Genomic DNA, 17,558 nt, shown 5'->3' on the forward strand with positions numbered 1-17,558 from the left:
CGCCCCGGCAAACCTTTCCGGTCACAGCACTAGTGGATCTCCTCCTCACCGTGCACACGTTTCCTTCACGGGAGACGCAGATCACAGTGATCGCAACGTAACCATCCGGGGTCACCACGGGTCTAATGGGGCGGTGCCAGGAACGTCTTGGGGGACGTTCCACGGAGGTCTTGGGGGACGTCCGGGGGCATCGGCCGGCCGGGATACGTGCCCGCGGGAAGCTTTGAGCGGCCTTCCCGACCCGAACGGGTCCCGGCACACACCGACGCCCCGGCGCGGGTCCCGTGGGGGGAATCCGTTCCGGGGAAAGGAAAGCGCCCCGACCGTCGACCCGTGGGGGGATCGACGGCGGGGCGCTTTTCGTACGCGCGAAAGAGAGCCTCGGGTCAGCGGGCCTCGACCGGGACGAAGTCGCGCAGGACCTCGCCGGTGTAGATCTGGCGCGGGCGGCCGATGCGGGAACCCGGCTCCTTGATCATCTCGTGCCACTGGGCGATCCAGCCGGGAAGGCGGCCGATCGCGAAGAGCACGGTGAACATCTCGGTCGGGAAGCCCATGGCCCGGTAGATCAGGCCGGTGTAGAAGTCCACGTTCGGGTAGAGGTTGCGCTCGACGAAGTACTCGTCGGCCAGCGCGTGCTCTTCCAGCTTCAGCGCGATGTCGAGCAGCTCGTCGCTCTTGCCGAGCGCCGAGAGGACATCGTGCGCCGCCGCCTTGATGATCTTCGCCCGCGGGTCGAAGCTCTTGTAGACGCGGTGTCCGAAGCCCATCAGGCGGACGCCGTCTTCCTTGTTCTTCACCTTGCGGATGAAGGCGTCGACGTCGCCGCCGTCGTTCTTGATGCCTTCCAGCATCTCCAGGACGGACTGGTTGGCGCCGCCGTGCAGCGGGCCCCACAGCGCGGAGATGCCGGCCGAGATCGAGGCGAACATGTTCGCCTGCGAGGAGCCGACCAGACGCACGGTGGAGGTCGAGCAGTTCTGCTCGTGGTCCGCGTGCAGGATCAGCAGCTTGTCGAGCGCCGAGACCACGACCGGGTCCAGGTCGTACTCCTGGGCCGGCACGGAGAAGGTCATGCGCAGGAAGTTCTCGACGTAGCCGAGGTCGTTGCGCGGGTAGACCACCGGGTGGCCGACCGACTTCTTGTACGCGTAGGCCGCGATCGTCGGAAGCTTGGCCAGCAGCCGGATCGTCGAGAGGTTGCGCTGCGTCTCGTCGAACGGGTTGTGGCTGTCCTGGTAGAACGTCGACAGCGCGCTGACCACGGAGGACAGCATCGCCATCGGGTGCGCGTCGCGCGGGAAGCCGTCGTAGAAGCGCTTGACGTCCTCGTGCAGCAGCGTGTGCTGGGTGATGTCGTTGCGGAACGACGCGAGCTGGTCGACGGTCGGCAGCTCACCGTTGATCAGCAGGTACGCGACCTCGATGAAGGTCGAACGCTCGGCCAGCTGCTCGATCGGGTAACCGCGGTAGCGCAGGATGCCCTGCTCGCCGTCGAGGTAGGTAATCGCGGACTTGTAGGCCGCGGTGTTTCCGTAGCCGCTGTCCAGCGTGACGAGCCCGGTCTGGGCCCTCAGCTTCGAGATGTCGAAGCCCTGGTCACCGACGGTGCTCTCGACCACCGGGTAGGTGTATTCACCGTCCGCGTACCGGAGTACTACAGAGTTGTCGCTCACGTCATCCCTCACCGACGTAGTGCCTCTTCTTCGAGGTGCCCTGACTGCCTCTACCTTCCCCCATTTGGCGCAGGAGAGTGCACTCGGGGTCGGCCTTTGGTGCTTTTGACGGCACTCAGTGCCGTCAAGCTGCTCATCCTGCCCCCTCCGCACCGGTGGTGGAACCCCAAATGATCGATCATTTAGGTGATGTTTCCCACCGGTATCCGGCCGGACAGCCTGGGAGCCACCGCCGTGTACCTCCTGCCTGCGGAAACGGTACGCACCGCCTGGCCGAGGGCCTTGCGGGACCCGACCAGGACGACCAGTTTCTTCGCCCTGGTCACCGCCGTGTAGAGCAGATTTCGCTGGAGCATCATCCAAGCGCCGGTGGTGACCGGGATCACGACGGCCGGATATTCGCTCCCCTGGGAGCGGTGGATGGTGACGGCGTACGCGTGCGCCAGCTCGTCGAGCTCGGAGAACTCGTACCCGATCTCCTCGTCCTCCTCCGTCCGGACCGTCAGGCGCTGTTCGTCGAGGTCGAGCCCGGTGACCACACCGACCGTGCCGTTGAAGACACCGTTGGCCCCCTTCTCATAGTTGTTCCGGATCTGGGTGACCTTGTCGCCCACCCGGAAGACCCGGCCGCCGAACCGCTTCTCCGGCAGGTCCGGCCGGGCGGGCGTCATGGCCTGCTGGAGCAGGCCGTTGAGGTTTCCGGCACCGGCCGGGCCCCGGTGCATGGGCGCGAGCACCTGGACGTCCCGGCGCGGGTCAAGCCCGAATCTGGCCGGAATCCTCCGGGCCGCCACGTCCACGGCGAGCACTCCGGCCGCCTCGGTGTCCTCCTCGGGGAAGAGGAAGAAGTCCGGCAGCCCGTCCGTAATCGGCGGCACCCCGGTGTTGATCCGGTGGGCATTGGTGACCACGCCCGACTGCTGGGCCTGCCGGAAGATCCGGGTCAGCCGGACGGCGGGCACCGGGCCGCCCTCTGCCAGCAGGTCCCTCAGCACCTCCCCGGCGCCGACCGACGGCAGCTGGTCCACATCCCCCACCAGCAGCAGGTGAGCACCCGGTGCCACGGCCTTGACCAGCTTGTTCGCCAGCAGCAGGTCCAGCATCGAGGCCTCGTCGACCACGACCAGGTCGGCGTCCAGCGGCCGCTCGCGGTCGTACGCCGCGTCCCCGCCCGGCTTGAGCTCCAGCAGCCGGTGCACCGTGGAGGCCTCGGCCCCGGTGAGCTCGGCCAGCCGCTTCGCCGCCCGGCCGGTGGGCGCGGCCAGCACCACCTTGGCCTTCTTGGCCCGGGCCAGCTCGACGATCGAGCGCACCGTGAAGGACTTCCCGCAGCCGGGCCCACCGGTGAGGACGGCGACCCGGCAGGTGAGCGCCAGCTTGACCGCGTCCCGCTGCTCGGGGGCGAGAGTGGCCCCGGTCCGCCCGGCGAGCCAGCCCAGCGCCTTGTCCCAGTCCACGTCCTGGAAGCCCGGCATCCGGTCGTCCTCGGCGCGCAGCAGCCGCCGCACCTGCCCGACCAGCGACAGCTCGGCCCGGTGGAAGGGCACCAGGTACACGGCGGTCAGCGGGTCCGGACCGCCCTGCGGGTCCGGCACGGATTCCCGTACGACTCCCTCCGGGTCGGCGGCGAGCTCGGCCAGGCACTCGATGACCAGCCCGGTGTCCACCTGGAGCAGCTTGACCCCGTCGGCGATGAGCCTCTCCTCGGGGAGGAAGCAGTGCCCCTGGTCGGTGGACTGGGACAGGGCGTACTGGAGCCCGGCCTTGACCCGCTCGGGGCTGTCGTGCGGGATGCCCACGGCCTGGGCGATGCGGTCGGCGGTGAGGAAGCCGATGCCCCAGACGTCGGCGGCGAGCCGGTAGGGCTGGTTCTTCACCACCGAGATGGAGGCGTCGCCGTACTTCTTGTAGATGCGCACCGCGATGGAGGTGGAGACGCCGACGCCCTGGAGGAAGACCATGACCTCCTTGATGGCCTTCTGCTCCTCCCAGGCGGCGCCGATCAGCTTCGTGCGCTTGGGGCCGAGCCCGGGTACCTCGATCAGCCGCTTCGGCTCGCCCTCGATCACGTCCAGGGTGTCGGTGCCGAAGTGGTCCACGATGCGCTCGGCGATCTTGGGGCCGATGCCCTTGATCAGGCCGGACCCGAGGTAGCGGCGTATGCCCTGGATGGTGGCGGGCAGGACGGTGCGGTAGTTCTCCACGGTGAACTGCCTGCCGTACTGCGGGTGGGAGCCCCAGCGGCCCTCCATGCGCAGCGACTCGCCGGGCTGGGCGCCGAGCAGGGCGCCGACGACCGTCAGCAGGTCTCCCGCGCCGCGGCCGGTGTCGACGCGGGCGACAGTGTACCCGCTGTCCTCGTTGGCGTAGGTGATGCGCTCGAGCACCCCCTCGACCACCGCCAGTTGCACAGCCCCGTTGGTTGCCATGTGCCGAAGTTACCGTCTGGGTCCGACAGCGCGTCAGCCCTGTGGACAACCGGGGCGGGAGAACGAGAAAGGGGTCCGGCCTCGCGACCGGACCCCCTCACGGTTACCCCTCCCGTGTCGGACTTCCCGATCCCCCCAGATCCCCTCCCGGAAGTGCCGACGCACCATACGACCCGCAATCCCCGTGGAGGGTTGCACCGGGATCCACAGCTTTGCTTTTCCATTACCCAACGGCCATCCGAGGTGCCGCTAAATCGGTGCAGACGTAGCGTTTCCGGCATGAGCGAATCTTCATTCCAGGACGAGGTGCTGGGCGAGCTCGGCGACGACAGGCTGTCCGAGATCGCGGGGCTGCTCGGCACCGACGCCGACGGCGCCCGCGCGACCGTCGCGCAGACGGTCGGCGCCATGACCGGCGACCTCCAGCAGAAGGCCGACGCCGATGACGACGACGGAGTGGAGGTCCGGCAGGCCTTCGCGGAGGTGGCGCAGCCGCCGCTCCAGGGCGTGTCGACGTTCGGCGGCCTGGGCGGCCTGCTCGGCGGCGGGATGATGGCCGGGGTGCTCGCCAAGGTGAGCAAGCCCGTGGCCAACGCCGTCTCGAAGAAGACCGGCATCCCCGCCCCCACCATCGCCCGGGTCATCGAGATGCTGATCCCGGCCCTGCTGGCCGTCTTCGCGAAACGCGCGGCCGCCGGCAAGGGCGCGGGCGCCGGTGCCCCGAGGGCGTCGGGCGAACCGGCCTCCGGCGCGGCGGAGGGCGGCGGCCTCGGCGACCTGCTGGGCCAGATCCTCGGCGGCAAGAGGTAGGACGCAAGAAGCAACACGTACGGGCGAAGGGCGGGCCGGGGCGTACGAGCCGTCCCCCGGCGCCGCCCCGCGCTATCCTCGGACGCCATGGACACGCCCAAGGACGCTCCCGCCGGCCCGGTGCGCCTGCGGGATCCCGAGCCCGGCGAGCTGGGCTGGATCGTGCAGCGGCACGGCGCGCTCTACGCCGCCGAATACGGCTGGAACGCGGAGTTCGAGGGCCTCGTGGCCCGGATCGTCGCGGACTTCGCCGAGGACCACGACCCGTATCTGGAGCGGGTCTGGATCGCCGAGCTGGACGGCCGCCCGGTCGGCTCGGTGATGTGCGTACGGGAGGACGGCGCGCCCCGTACCGCGCGGCTGCGGCTGCTCCTCGTGGACCCGGAGGGCCGCGGCCACGGCATCGGCACCCTGCTCGTCGACGCCGTCGTCGCCTTCGCCCGCTCGGTGGGCTACCGCGAGCTGGTGCTGTGGACCAACGACGTGCTGACCTCGGCCCGTTCGCTCTACTTGCGCGCCGGCTTCACCCTGGTCGCCGAGCGCCCGCACCGCTCGTACGGGGTCGCCCTCACCGGGCAGGACTGGCGGCTGCCGTTGCAGGAGCACTCCCCGCGCTGACGCCCGAACCGACCCCCGTACGGTTCGCAGCGCGCGCGGGGGCCGGCGTGGTGAGCGCGACCCCGCCGACCAGGAGCACGGCCGCCAGCCAGCGCAGTCCCGAGACGGACTCCCCCAGCACCAGGGCCGCCGAGGACATCCCGAAGACCGGGACCAGCAGCGAGAACGGCGCCACCGACGAGGCCGGGTAGCGGCGCAGCAGGTAGCCCCAGGCGCCGAAGCCGAAGACGGTGGAGATCCAGGCGACGTAGCCGATGACGGCCACCCCGGACCAGTCCAGGGCCCGCAGCGCGGCCAGGTCCCGCTCCGGCCCCTCCAGCAGGAGCGAGAGCGCGAACAGCGGCAGCACCGGCACCGTGCACACCCACACCATGAAGTTCAGCGCGTCGGGCGGGGAGGCCTTGCGGGTCAGGACGTTGGAGACGCCCCAGCAGGCGGCGGCCGCGACGACCAGCACGAATCCGGTCACCGGCCCGGAGATCCCGCGGTCCGCGGCGGCGACCCCGATCCCGGCGAGCGCCACGCCCATGCCCAGCAGCCTTACCCGGCCCGGCCGTTCGCGCAGGACGACGGCGGCGAGGACTGCGGTGAAGACGGCCTGGATCTGGAGCACGAGGGAGGACAGCCCGGCCGGCATCCCGGCGGCCATGCCCGTGAAGAGCAGGCCGAACTTGGCGATGCCCAGGGCCGCCCCGACCCCGAGGATCCACTTCCAGGCGACCTTGGGGCGCCCGACGAAGAACACGGCGGGCAGGGCGGCGACGAGGAAGCGCAGGGCGGACAGGAGCAGCGGCGGGAAGTGGCCGAGCCCGATCTCGATGACGACGAAGTTGACGCCCCAGACGGCTGCGACGAGCACGGCGAGAGCGGTGTGTACGGGACGCATGATCCGAGCATCGGCGCCCCGGGCATGTAGCACCAGCGCGGATCCCTTCCGGGATGGATGAAGCATTGCTTACCGGTGATCAGGGGTGCCACGATGAGGACATGCTCGATCTCGCCCGGCTGCGCGCCCTGCACGCCGTCTCCGTCCACGGCTCGGTCGCGGGCGCCGCGGCCGCCCTCGGCTACACGCCCTCCGCGGTCTCGCAGCAGATCTCCAAGCTGGAGCGGGAGACCCGCACCACCCTGCTGGAGCGGCGCGGCCGCGGGGTCGCCCTGACCGAGGAGGCCCGGCACCTGGCCGATACCGCCCGGGAGCTGCTGGCGATCGTGGAGCGCGCCGAGACCACCCTGGAGGAGCGCCGCGGGCAGCCGAGCGGCCTGCTGACCGTGGCCGCCTTCGCCTCGGCGGCGCGCGGGCTGCTGCCGGCGGTGCTGGCCGATCTGGCCCGCCGCCATCCGGCACTGGACGTACGCCTCACCGAGGTGGATCCGCACCTGTCGGTGGACCTGGTGGCCCGGGGCGTCACCGATCTCGCGGTGGCCCACGACTGGGACATCGCGCCGCTGCCCGCCCCCGAGGGCATCGAGCAGGCGGTGATCGGGGACGACCTCTGCGACCTGGTCGTTCCCGAGGGGCACCCGTTCACCACGCGGCAGGTCATCCGCCGCGCCGACCTCGGCGGTGAGCGGTGGGTGTGCCAGCCGCCCGGGCGGGTCTGCCACGACTGGCTGGTCCGCACCCTGCGCACGGCCGGCTTCGAGCCTGACATCGCGCACGTGGCGGAGGAGAACCACACCATCGTCGCGCTGGTCGCGGCCGGGCTCGGGGTGGCGGTGGTCCCCCGGCTGGGCACGGGCGGGCTGCCGCCCGGCGCGGTGGCGGTGCCGCTGGAACCGGGGCCCGTACGCCGGCTGTACGCCCTGTGGCGGACGGGGGCGGCCCGCCGGCCCGCGATCACCGAGGCCGTCCGGACCCTTCAGCAGCACTGGAACCGCTGACAGCGCTGACGGCGGGCGTCTGCGTGAAGGAGCGGCGGTACGCGCGGGGAGGCACCCCCCGCTCTGAGCGGCGGCCCTGCGCCGGGCGGCGCCGTGCGACGCGGCCCTGCGGATGCGGCCCCGTGCGACGCGGCCTTGCGGATGCGGCCCCTGCGCGCCGCCCCAGGGGTGTCATCCGGGGGACCTCCCGAGTGTCCGGTGCTCCCCGGCCCCGGCCCGGCAGTAGGGTCCGGCGCGTGCCGAACCACACCTCCCGCCGGACCCTGCTCGCCGCCGCCGCCATGGCCGCCGTCACGGCCGCCGGGGCCTCCTGCGCCGCCGTGGGGATCAGCCGCGCCCCCGACGACGGGCGCCCCGGGGACCTCGTGCCCGGCCGCCATCCCGACCGGGCGCGGCTGCGCCGCCTGGTGGACGCGATGAGCCTCGCCGAGAAGGTCGGGCAGCTCTTCGTGTCCCGGGCGTACGGGCATTCAGCGACCGACCCCGACCCGGCCGACGCCGAGCACAACCAGTCGCTGTTCGGAGTGCGCACCGCCGCCGAGCTGGTCTCCCGCTACCACCTCGGCGGGATCATCTACTTCGCCTGGGCCCACAACACCCGTACCCCGCACCAGATCGCCGAGCTCTCGGCCGGCCTCCAGCGGGCCGCCCTGGCAACGGGCGCCGGGATCCCGCTGCTGCTCTCCACCGACCAGGAGCACGGCATCATCGCCCGCATCGGCAAACCGGCGACCCTGCTCCCGGGGGCGATGGCGCTCGGGGCCCGCGGCTCGACCTCCGATGCCCGCCGGGCCGCGCGCATCGCCGGAGCGGAGCTCGCGGCCATGGGGATCCGGCAGGACTACGCGCCGGTGGCCGACGTCAACGTCAACCCGGCCAATCCGGTCATCGGCGTACGGTCCTTCGGCGCCGACCCGCACGCGGTGGCGGCCCTGGTCGCGGCCCAGGTCCGCGGCTACCAGGGCGCCGGGGTGGCCGCCACCGCCAAGCACTTCCCGGGCCACGGGGACACCGAGACCGACAGCCATGTCGGGCTGCCGGTGATGCGGCATACCCGGGCCGTCTGGGAGAAGCTGGACGAACCGCCGTTCCGGGCCGCGGTGGAGGCGGGGGTGGACGCCGTCATGACGGCGCACATCGTCTTCCCGGCGCTCGACCCCTCCGGGGACCCGGCGACCCTCTCGCGGCCCATCGTCACCGGGATCCTGCGCCAACGCCTGGGCTTCCGGGGGGTGGTGGTGACCGACGCCCTCGACATGGCCGGGGTCCGGCAGAAGTACGGCGACGACCGGGTCCCGGTGCTGGCCCTGCTGGCCGGCTGCGACCAGCTGCTGAACCCGCCGGACCTGGGGCTCGCGCACCGCAGCGTGCTGGCGGCCGTCGAGGCGGGCGAGCTGACGCAGGAGCGGATCGAGGAGTCGGTGCTGCGGATCCTGGAACTGAAGGCCCGCCGGGGCCTGTTCGACGGGGCCGCTCCCACGGCCGCGGGGGTGGACGCCACCGTCGGCATCCCGGAGCACCTGAAGGCCGCCGACGCGATCGCGGCCGCCACGACGACCGTGCTGGCCAACCCCGCCAAGCTGCTGCCGCTGGACGCCTCGGCCCGGCCCCGGCTGCTGGTCACCGGCACGGACCCGGCCTCCCCCAGCGGCACCACGGGGCCCCCGACGGCTGTGCTGGCCCGGGAGCTGACCGCGCTGGGCTGCCGGGCCACGGCGGCGGCGCCCGACCGGGCGGTGGCGGCCGCGGCCGGTCACGCGGCGGTGCTGGTGTGCACGTACAACGTCCCGGAGGGGGACAGTCCGCAGCGCACCCTGGTGGCGGAGCTCGTCGCGACCGGCGTCCCGGTGATCGTGGTGGCCATCCGCAACCCCTACGACCCGGCCCGCCTGCCGGCCTGCGCGGCGGAGGTGGCGACGTACTCCTGGACGGACGTGGAGATGCGGGCGGCGGCCCGGGTGCTCACCGGTGCGGTGCGCCCGTCCGGCCGCCTCCCGGTCCCGGTGCCGGGCCGCTACCCGCTGGGCCACGGGCTGACCTACTAGGCGTCAGCCCGCGGCCTCGCGGGGCATTACGGCCGCAGCTGCGGCTCACGCTCCAGGTCGACCTGGTCGAGCTGCGCGTCCGGCGCCGCCAGCGGCGCCGCCCGGCCCGCGTCGGCGAGCGCGGCGGCCGGGGCCACCCCGGCCCACTGGAGGATCTTCGCGGTCGCGAGGGCCTTCTCGCCGTCCAGGAGCTTGGCCACGTTCGCACCGTGGTTGGCGCCCGGCGCGATCATCACGTAGCTGTCGCGCACCCCGTAGCCGAGGTGGAACGGCTCGGCGCCCCACGGGTCGTTCTGCCCGTAGACGAAGAGCATCTGGTGGGCGTTCTTACGGACCCAGTTGTCCACGTCCCGCATGGCCGCCGGCTGGAAGGTCATGGGGATGTCGCGGGGCACGAAGTTGCGCGGCGGCTGGTAGCCGTAGCGGCTCAGGCCGGCCAGGTGCGGCTGCTGGATGTCCGGGGAACCGAGCTGCGTACCGGCCTGGTAGTAGTACGGCGTGTACGTCTCCAGGCCCTGGTCGGCGTAGGCGGAGAAGCCGGAGATCGCGTCGACCGTGTCCCAGATCTCCTGGTCGGAGGCGGTGGCGGCGGTCGGGATGGCGGCGCAGTCCGCGAGCAGGCTGTACTGCCAGAAGGCCCACACGTAGTCGAGCACGACGGCCTCGTAGGCCTTGTCGAGGTTGCCGACGGTGGTGAAGGTCCAGCCGTTCTCGGCGGCGGCGGCCGCGTACTTGGCCTCCAGCGGCTCCCGGCGTACGAGGGCCTCGCGCTGGACCGCGTTCAGCTTGTCGCGGCACTCCTTGGTGCCGACCTTGGCGAAGAACCGGTCGTAGGCCGAGTCCTCGGTGTTGACGACGTCGTTGGGCGCGACGTACGCGACGACGCCGTCCATGTCGCGCGGGTAGAAGCGCTCGTAGTACGTCGCCGTCATGCCGCCCTTGCTGCCGCCCGTGGCCAGCCAGTTCTTGGTGTAGATCTTCTTCAGGGCGGTGAAGATGCGGTGCTGGTCGCTGGCGGCCTGCCATATGTCCAGGTTCGCCCAGTTGGCGGGGTCGGGGCGGGAGGGCGTGAAGAATCGATACTCCAGCGACACCTGGTTGCCGTCGACGATGGTCGTCGGCTCACTGCGGCGCGGGTTGGTGTTGACGTTGTAGCCGGAGGTGAAGAACACCGTCGGCCGCGAGACGTCCTTGTGCAGAAGGGTCAGGCGCTGCTTGAAGGTGCCCTTCCACGGCTGCCGGTGGTCGACCGGCTGCTCGTAGTTCAGTACGAAGAAGCGGTAACCGGGGTACGGCTTCTCCTCGATCAGGCTCATCCCCGGGATGCCGAGGATCTGGTCCTTGATGTCCGTGGCGGCCGCCGGCTGCGCGGCGGTGGCCGCTTGTGCCGTGAAGCCGGCCGCACCCGTGGTGCCGATCAGCACCACGAGCGACAGCAGCCATCCGAGCGTCTTGCGCATTCACCCTCCCCTTGAGTTCACTTCGGTCGCCGTGAACCTAGCGGGGTCAACGCACTGCTGAACAGACCTAGTTGGGCCTCACCCTCAGCACAGGATCCAGCCGGACTCGGCAGATCCGGTCCCCACACTCCCCTTTACATACACACAGCGGTTGATCACCCCGACGGTGACAGGACCGGCATATCGGGTGAATCGCCCGATGTCGCGGACCGGGGCCCCGCCGCGCGGCTGAATGCTCACCGTCATCTGGCGCCGCTCCCCGGGAACGCGGGCCACGGCCATCGCGCAGGCCTGGGTGCGGCTCCTGTACACGCGCACCTCGCCCGAGTCGAACGGCAGCGTCCGGGCCAGCCGGCCCCCGCAGCCGGCGCCGGCCGGCTGCATCCCCGGCGCGGTCCGTGCGGGCTGCGCCGCCTGCGTCGCCTGGGCCGGATACGCCGCATGCGCCGCATACGCGGACGGCGCCGCGAACAGACCGCCGGCACAGAGCCACAGCGCCGCCGCGAACACCCCCAGCGGCGCGGCCCGCCGGCCGCACCCCCTCAACCCCTCCAACACCCTGCCCCCCGATCGGTCGTACGTACAACGTGTGTAGGCACGTACGACTCCCGGGCCTGCCGGAAGGTTGCGGCGGGCAAGGAGCCGGACCGCCGGGACGGCACCCCCCGCAGGGCTCACGCAGCGGCGGCGGGCTCGTCCTCCCCGGCGAAGGTACGCCACAGCTCGGCGTAGCGGCCGCCGCGCTCCAGGAGTTCGGCGTGGGTACCGTCCTCCACGACCCGGCCGCGGTCCATGACCACGACCCGGTCCGCGCGGGCAGCCGTGGTCAGCCGGTGGGCCACCACGAGGGTGGTGCGCTTGCCGGCGAGCCGGTCGGTGGCCTGGTTGACCTGGGCTTCCGTGGCCAGGTCGAGGGCGGCGGTGGCCTCGTCGAGCAGCAGCACGTCCGGGTCGACGAGCTCGGCGCGGGCCAGCGCGATCAGCTGGCGCTGACCGGCGGAGAGGTTGCGGCCGCGCTCGGCGACGGTGTGCAGGTAGCCGCCGTCGAGGGTGGCGACCATGTCGTGGGCGCCGACCGCGCGGGCGGCCGCCTCCACCTCGGCGTCGCTCGCCTCGGGCCGCCCGTAGGCGATGGCGTCCCGGACGGTCCCCGGGAAGAGGTAGGGCTCCTGCGGGACGACGCCCAGGCGGTGGCGGTACGCCGTCAGGTCGAGCTCCCGCAGGTCGGCGCCGTCGGCGGTGATCCGGCCGGAGGTCGGATCGTAGAACCGGGCCACCATCTTGACCAGCGTGGACTTGCCGGCTCCGGTCTCGCCGACGAAGGCGACGGTCTGGCCCGCGGGTATCCGCAGGGTGATGCCGGCCAGCGCCTCGGCTTCCTGCCCGCGCGGCTCCCCCCGCGACTCGGCGGTCGCGTACCGGAAGCGGACGTTCTCGAAGGCGATCTCCCCGCGCAGCTCCGGAACACCCATGGGGTCGGCGGCGCGCGGGGTGGTGGTCGGCTCGCGCAGCAGCCCCTGGATGCGGCCGAGGGAGACGGTCGCCTGCTGGTAGCCGTCGAAGACCTGGGAGAGCTGCTGGACGGGGGCGAAGAACAGGTCGATGTAGAGCAGGTACGCGACCAGCGCGCCGGTGGTGAGCGTCTGGGCCTCCACCCGGCCCGCGCCGACGATCAGCACGGCGGCGGCGGCGCCCGAGGACAGCAGCTGGACGAAGGGGAAGTAGACCGATATCAGCCACTGCCCGCGGACCCGGGCGGCGCGGTACGAGTCGCTGCGCTCCGCGAAGCGGACGGCTCCGGAACGCTCGCGGCGGAAGGCCTGGACGATGCGGAGCCCGGCGACGGACTCCTGGAGGTCGGCGTTGACCAGGCCGACCCGGTCGCGGGCGAGTTCGTACGCGGCGACCGACTTGCGGCGGAAGACGATCGTGCCGAGCACCAGCACGGGCAGGGTGGCGAAGACGATCAGCGCGAGCTCGACGTCGAGGACGAGCAGGGCGATCAGGATGCCGAAGAAGGTGAAGACGGAGACGACGGCGGTGACGAGCCCGGTCTGCAGGAAGCTGGACAGGGCGTCCACGTCGGTGGTCATCCGGGTCATGATCTTGCCGGTCAGCTCGCGCTCGTAGTAGTCGAGGCCGAGGCGCTGGAGCTGGGCGAAGATCTTGACGCGCAGCGCGTACAGCACGCGCTCGCCGGTGCGGCCCGTCATCCGGGTCTCGGCGACCTGCGCGGCCCACTGTGCGACGACCACGGCGAGGGCGAGCCCCGCGGCCACCCAGACGGCGCCGAGCGCGGCCTGCTCCACGCCCTGGTCGATGCCGTGCCGGATCAGGATCGGCAGCAGCAGTCCGGAGCCGGCGTCGACGGCGACGAGGCCGAGGCTGATGCCGAGCGGCGCCCAGAAACCGTGGAGCAGCCGGCGCAGGCCGTAGCTGTCCTCGGCGGCCGAGGCACGTGCCTCGTCCACGTCGGGGGTGTCGTCGGCGGGCGGCAGTGCGGCCACCTGGGCGAGGAGTTCGGGGGTGGCCGGCATGCCGGGGACCGCCGCCGGCACGCCGGGGGCGCCGGCGCGGTCGGACTCGTCCTGGCGCCGCCACAGCTCGGGGGTGATCCCGCCCGCGACCCGTCGCTTGGCGTTGACGGGTTCGGAGTCGATCTCGGCTTCGAGCTCGATGTCCCGCTCGATGTCGCGCTCGAACTCGGCCATCGCGGCCGCCGCGTCGGGGGTGCGCGGCGAGCCGGCCCCGAGGGCGTCCGGGTCGGTGAGCAGCCGCCGGTACAGGGGCGACCTGCGCTCCAGCTCCTCGTGCGTGCCGATGTCGGCGAGCCGCCCGTGTTCGAGTACGGCGATCCGGTCGGCGAGCGCGAGGGTGGAGCGGCGGTGGGCGATGAGGAGGGTGGTGCGGCCGGCCATGACGGACCGCAGCGCCTCGTGGATCTCGTGCTCGACGCGGGCGTCGACGGCGGAGGTGGCGTCGTCGAGGAGGAGCAGCCGGGGGTCGGTGAGGATGGCGCGGGCGAGGGCGATGCGCTGGCGCTGGCCGCCGGAGAGGGTGAGCCCCTGCTCGCCGACCTTGGTGTCGTACCCGGCGGGCAGCGCCTCGATGAACCCCTCCGCCTGCGCGGCGCGGGCGGCGGCGCGTATCTGCTCCTCGCCGGCCTCGGGGTGCCCGTAGGCGAGGTTGGCGCGGATGGTGTCGGAGAAGAGGAAGGAGTCCTCGGGCACCAGCCCGATGGCGTCGCGCAGGGAGGTGTAGGTCAGCTCGCGGACGTCGTGGCCGCCGACGCGGACGGCGCCGTGGTCGGCGTCGTAGAAGCGGGGCAGGAGGAGCGCGAGGGTGGACTTCCCGCTGCCGGAGGATCCGACGACGGCGATGGTCTCCCCCTCCGCGAGGGAGAGCGAGAACCCGTCGAGGACGGGCCGCTCGGGGTCGTATCCGAAGCGGACGTCGTCGAACTCGACGGTCGCGGGCGCGTCGGCGGGCAGCTCGTGTGCGCCCTCCTGGATCACGGGCTCGGTGTCGATGAGCTCGAAGACCCGCTCGACGCCGGCGCGGGCCTGCTGGCCGACGGTGAGGACCATGGCGAGCATGCGGACGGGGCCGACGAGCTGGGCGAGGTAGGTGGAGAAGGCGACGAAGGTGCCGAGGGTGACCTGCCCCCGGGTGGCCATCCAGCCGCCGAGCGCCAGCATGGCGACCTGTCCGAGGGCGGGAACGGCCTGGAGGGCGGGGGTGTAGCGCGAGTTGAGCCGGATGCTCCGCATCCGCCCGGCGAAGAGCCCGCGGCCGGCGGTGCGCAGTTTGGCGGTCTCCTGCTCCTCCTGCCCGAAGCCCTTGACGACGCGGACGCCGGTCACGGCGCCGTCGACGACGGTCGCGACGGCGGCGGCCTGGCTCTGGGCGTACCAGGTGGCGGGGAAGAGCTTCTTGCGGCTGCGCTTGGCGATGAACCAGAGGGCGGGGGCCATCAGCAGCGCGACGAGGGTCAGCAGCGGGGACAGCGCCAGCATGATGCCGAGGGATATCCCGAACAGCAGGAAGTTGCCGATGGTCATCGGCAGCATGAAGAGCAGGCCCTGGATCAGCTGGAGGTCGCTGGTGGCCCGCCCGACGACCTGCCCGGTGGACAGCTCGTCCTGGCGCCGCCCGTCGAGGCGGGTGATGCTGTCGTACATGTCGGTGCGCAGGTCGTGCTGGACGTCGAGGGCGAGCCGGCCGCCGTAGTACCTGCGTATGTAGGTCAGCACGTAGACGAGGACGGCCGCGCCTATGAGCATCCCCGCCCAAGGCCCCATGGGCTTGGACTTGTCCCCGATGACATCGTCGAGGATCACCTTGGTGACGAGCGGCACGAGCGCCATGACGGCCATACCGGCCAGCGAGGACCCGAGCGCGAGCAGCACATTGACCTTGTAGCGCCAGGTGTAGGCGGCCAGCCGCTTGCCCCAGCCCTGTTTCTCCCCAGCCGCCGTCACGTGGTGCCTCCCCGTTGTTCGTCCTGTCCTGCCGGAAACGCCAACGCCCCGACCGGCGGATTTCATCCCGCCGCAATAATCGAACGGGTTTCCGCGGAGCGGGGCGAGCCGGCCTGGCCCATTCGGGAGACGGGCCCCTAGGAGGCGTCGAACTCGTACTCCAGGACGTAGGCCGAAGCGTCGAGGACCATCTCGTTGACCTCGACCACACGGCCGTCCGCGTCGAAGGCGGTCCGCACGACGAGCACGACCGGCGTCCCGGCGGCCAGCCCGAGCCGCGCGGCCTCGTCGGCACCCGGCATCCGCGACCGGACCTCCTCCCGGAACCGGGCGGGCCCGCGGCCCAGCTCGGCGAGCCGGGCGTAGATCCCGCCGGGCCCGCTGTCGGGCTCCGCGATGGGGGTACCGGCCACGAGCGCGGCGTCGAGGTACGAGGTGGCCACCATGACGGGCTTCCCGTCCAGCAGGAACCGCCGCCGGCGCACACAGGCGGACGCCCCGGCCGCCAGCCCGAGCACGGTCCCGATGGCATCGGGAGCCGCCTCTTCGGTGACACCGATGAACTCGACCTCCGGGTCACGGTCCTCGGTGTCCGCAGCCCAGATGGACCGCCCCTCGCCCCACACGTCAGCGGCGAGCCGCTGAACCCCACGACGCCGGATGAGCCGGAACTCCCGTACGAAGACCCCGGCGCCCTTGCGCGCTTCGGTCAGCCCCTCGGACTGGAGCACGCCGAGCGCCTGCCGTGCGGTCATGCGGGCGACGCCGTAGGTGGCCATGAGGTCGTTCTCGCCGGGCAGCCGGTCGCCGGGACCGTACTCGCCTGCGTCGATGGCGGCCTTCAGCGCGGCAGCGATGCGCTGGTACTTGGCCTGCTGCCGTTCGGCGCCGTTCCTCGGCATGCGGTCCTCCCTGATCATCTCTAGTCATCCTAGGCACCTCATCGCGCCGAAGCGGAGGCGCGCGCGTCCAGTAGGCGACAGGGCCGACTATCTCTAGAGAACCTCTTGACCCCGAGACAGGGCGGGTGGTTCACTTGGTGGACTATCTCTAGAGAGGTGTCCTCATGGCGATGCCGCAGGCCGACGAGATCTACTGGCTTCTTCCGCGCAGCCTCCGGGCCCCCGGACGGGCTCGCACCCTCGTACGCGAGCAGCTGGCCTTCTGGGAGGTGGACGATGCGCAGGCCGCGACGGCGGAACTCCTGCTCTCCGAGCTGGTCACCAACGCCGTACGGCACGCCCGCGCACCGCAGGGGCGGGACATCGGGGTCCGGCTCGCGCGGTACGACGGGGTGCTGCGGGTGGAGGTCGCCGACGCGGGGCCCGCCGTCAAGCTCACGCCGCAGGTCGTGGCGGACTGGGACGAGCGGGGGCGCGGGCTCGCGATCGTGGCAGCCCTGGCCGAGCGCTGGGGCTGCTGCCCCCGGCGGCACGGCATCGGCAAGGCCGTCTGGGCGGAGGTCCCTGTCCGGAGGTAGGGAGCGGCTTCACTGGTGCTGGCCGCCTTCTTCTTCTCGGGCGGGGCCGTGGCCAGCACGCCGTACCCGCTGGGCGCGGCGGAGCCGCCCTGATCGGCGGGGAGCTGGTTCGGTCTCATTTGCGGCGAGGTGTTGGAACTGCTGTCTGGTGACTGGGTTTGAGTGTGTTCTGGCGTGGATTAGTGAGTGCCTCGTCCGTGGTTCTTGCATCGAATGGGTGACCTTTGTTGGGGGTGGTCGTTGGGCGGGGGATGGGTTCTTTCGGTACCGGGGTGGGTGCTGGGTGGTGGGTGGGTTGCGGGAGTTGTCGGCGCCGTTCGTCGCGCTCGGGCCCACGGGTGTCGCGGTACGGACCCGGCTGAAGGATTTGACGGCTGGGGATGAGGAGGTGCTGGCCCTGGTGGGCGCGCACCTGGGCTCGCTCGCCTCGAAGGACCTCAAGACGCGGTGCGCGGACCGGCTGGAGCACTCCGGCGACACGTGGGCGGTCCGGAAGCGGGAGCTGGCGGCGCTCTCGTCGTCGCGGTGGGCCGGGGCGATCACCAAGGCCACCCACGACCAGTGGGCACTCGCCCGGCGCGGCCAGGCAGCGCACGTCCAGAGCCTCGAAGCAGGCGTCAAGACGATCACACACCGGCTGTCGCTGCCCGTCGGGGAGAAGGGCAGCAAGCGTGC

At 71.9% G+C, this 17,558-nt stretch carries 11 protein-coding genes and 2 pseudogenes; 7 read left to right on the forward strand and 6 right to left on the reverse strand.

What is annotated here, in order from left to right; translation table 11 throughout:
* Positions 1-386: 386 nt before the first annotated feature.
* Both J7E94_RS03595 and J7E94_RS03600 read right to left on the reverse strand, forming a co-directional pair.
* Entirely contained in the window at positions 387-1,676 is a 1,290-nt protein-coding gene (locus J7E94_RS03595; RefSeq protein WP_215012237.1) for a citrate synthase, read from the reverse strand.
* 182 nt (positions 1,677-1,858) lie between these two features.
* A complete protein-coding gene (locus tag J7E94_RS03600; protein ID WP_215012238.1) occupies positions 1,859-4,105 on the reverse strand; it encodes an ATP-dependent RecD-like DNA helicase in 2,247 nt (748 codons plus the stop codon).
* Positions 4,106-4,384: 279 nt separating this feature from the next.
* On the opposite strand from J7E94_RS03600, the gene J7E94_RS03605 reads away from it, so the two are divergent.
* Together J7E94_RS03605 and J7E94_RS03610 are read left to right on the forward strand one after the other, a co-directional pair.
* Positions 4,385-4,915 carry a DUF937 domain-containing protein gene (locus J7E94_RS03605; protein WP_215012240.1) on the forward strand — a complete coding sequence of 177 codons (531 nt, stop codon included), beginning with the start codon at positions 4,385-4,387 and terminating at the stop codon, positions 4,913-4,915.
* A 120-nt stretch (positions 4,916-5,035) separates the two neighbouring features.
* Positions 5,036-5,533 (forward strand): annotated as a pseudogene (locus J7E94_RS03610) (GNAT family N-acetyltransferase); the annotation flags it as partial.
* Here J7E94_RS03610 and J7E94_RS03615 read toward each other — a convergent pair.
* Positions 5,484-6,419 carry an EamA family transporter gene (locus J7E94_RS03615; RefSeq protein ID WP_215012244.1) on the reverse strand — a complete coding sequence of 312 codons (936 nt, stop codon included), beginning with the start codon at positions 6,417-6,419 and terminating at the stop codon, positions 5,484-5,486. The pseudogene J7E94_RS03610 and the gene J7E94_RS03615 sit on opposite strands and share 50 nt — an antisense overlap.
* Positions 6,420-6,520: 101 nt before the next feature.
* Here J7E94_RS03615 and J7E94_RS03620 point away from each other — a divergent pair, with 101 nt between their 5' ends.
* Together J7E94_RS03620 and J7E94_RS03625 are read left to right on the forward strand one after the other, a co-directional pair.
* Positions 6,521-7,417, forward strand: coding sequence for a LysR family transcriptional regulator (locus tag J7E94_RS03620; RefSeq protein WP_215012245.1), 897 nt, complete (start codon positions 6,521-6,523; stop codon positions 7,415-7,417).
* Between the two features lie 236 nt (positions 7,418-7,653).
* On the forward strand, positions 7,654-9,462 hold the full coding sequence (locus J7E94_RS03625; RefSeq protein ID WP_308344491.1) for a glycoside hydrolase family 3 N-terminal domain-containing protein: 1,809 nt from the start codon (positions 7,654-7,656) through the stop codon (positions 9,460-9,462).
* Between the two features lie 26 nt (positions 9,463-9,488).
* Here the strand turns inward: J7E94_RS03625 and J7E94_RS03630 are convergent, their stop codons facing one another.
* A complete protein-coding gene (locus J7E94_RS03630; protein WP_215012246.1) occupies positions 9,489-10,922 on the reverse strand; it encodes a S28 family serine protease in 1,434 nt (477 codons plus the stop codon).
* 232 nt (positions 10,923-11,154) lie between these two features.
* On the opposite strand from J7E94_RS03630, the gene J7E94_RS03635 reads away from it, so the two are divergent.
* A complete protein-coding gene (locus tag J7E94_RS03635; protein WP_215012247.1) occupies positions 11,155-11,517 on the forward strand; it encodes a hypothetical protein in 363 nt (120 codons plus the stop codon).
* Positions 11,518-11,596: 79 nt separating this feature from the next.
* Here J7E94_RS03635 and J7E94_RS03640 read toward each other — a convergent pair whose 3' ends face one another.
* Positions 11,597-15,469: an ABC transporter ATP-binding protein gene (locus tag J7E94_RS03640; protein WP_215012248.1), complete on the reverse strand. Its 3,873-nt coding sequence runs from the start codon at positions 15,467-15,469 to the stop codon at positions 11,597-11,599.
* 71 nt (positions 15,470-15,540) lie between these two features.
* Positions 15,541-16,305 (reverse strand): GntR family transcriptional regulator, encoded by a 765-nt coding sequence (locus J7E94_RS03645; protein ID WP_215012249.1) that lies wholly within the window; start codon positions 16,303-16,305, stop codon positions 15,541-15,543.
* A gap of 164 nt (positions 16,306-16,469) precedes the next feature.
* Here J7E94_RS03645 and J7E94_RS03650 point away from each other — a divergent pair, with 164 nt between their 5' ends.
* On the forward strand, positions 16,470-16,883 hold the full coding sequence (locus tag J7E94_RS03650; RefSeq protein WP_251056092.1) for an ATP-binding protein: 414 nt from the start codon (positions 16,470-16,472) through the stop codon (positions 16,881-16,883).
* 286 nt (positions 16,884-17,169) lie between these two features.
* Positions 17,170-17,558: pseudogene (locus tag J7E94_RS03655) on the forward strand (IS200/IS605 family accessory protein TnpB-related protein); the annotation flags it as partial.

Origin of the sequence: Streptomyces sp. ISL-94 (assembly GCF_018614075.1) — a bacterium.
GTDB lineage: Bacteria > Actinomycetota > Actinomycetes > Streptomycetales > Streptomycetaceae > Streptomyces.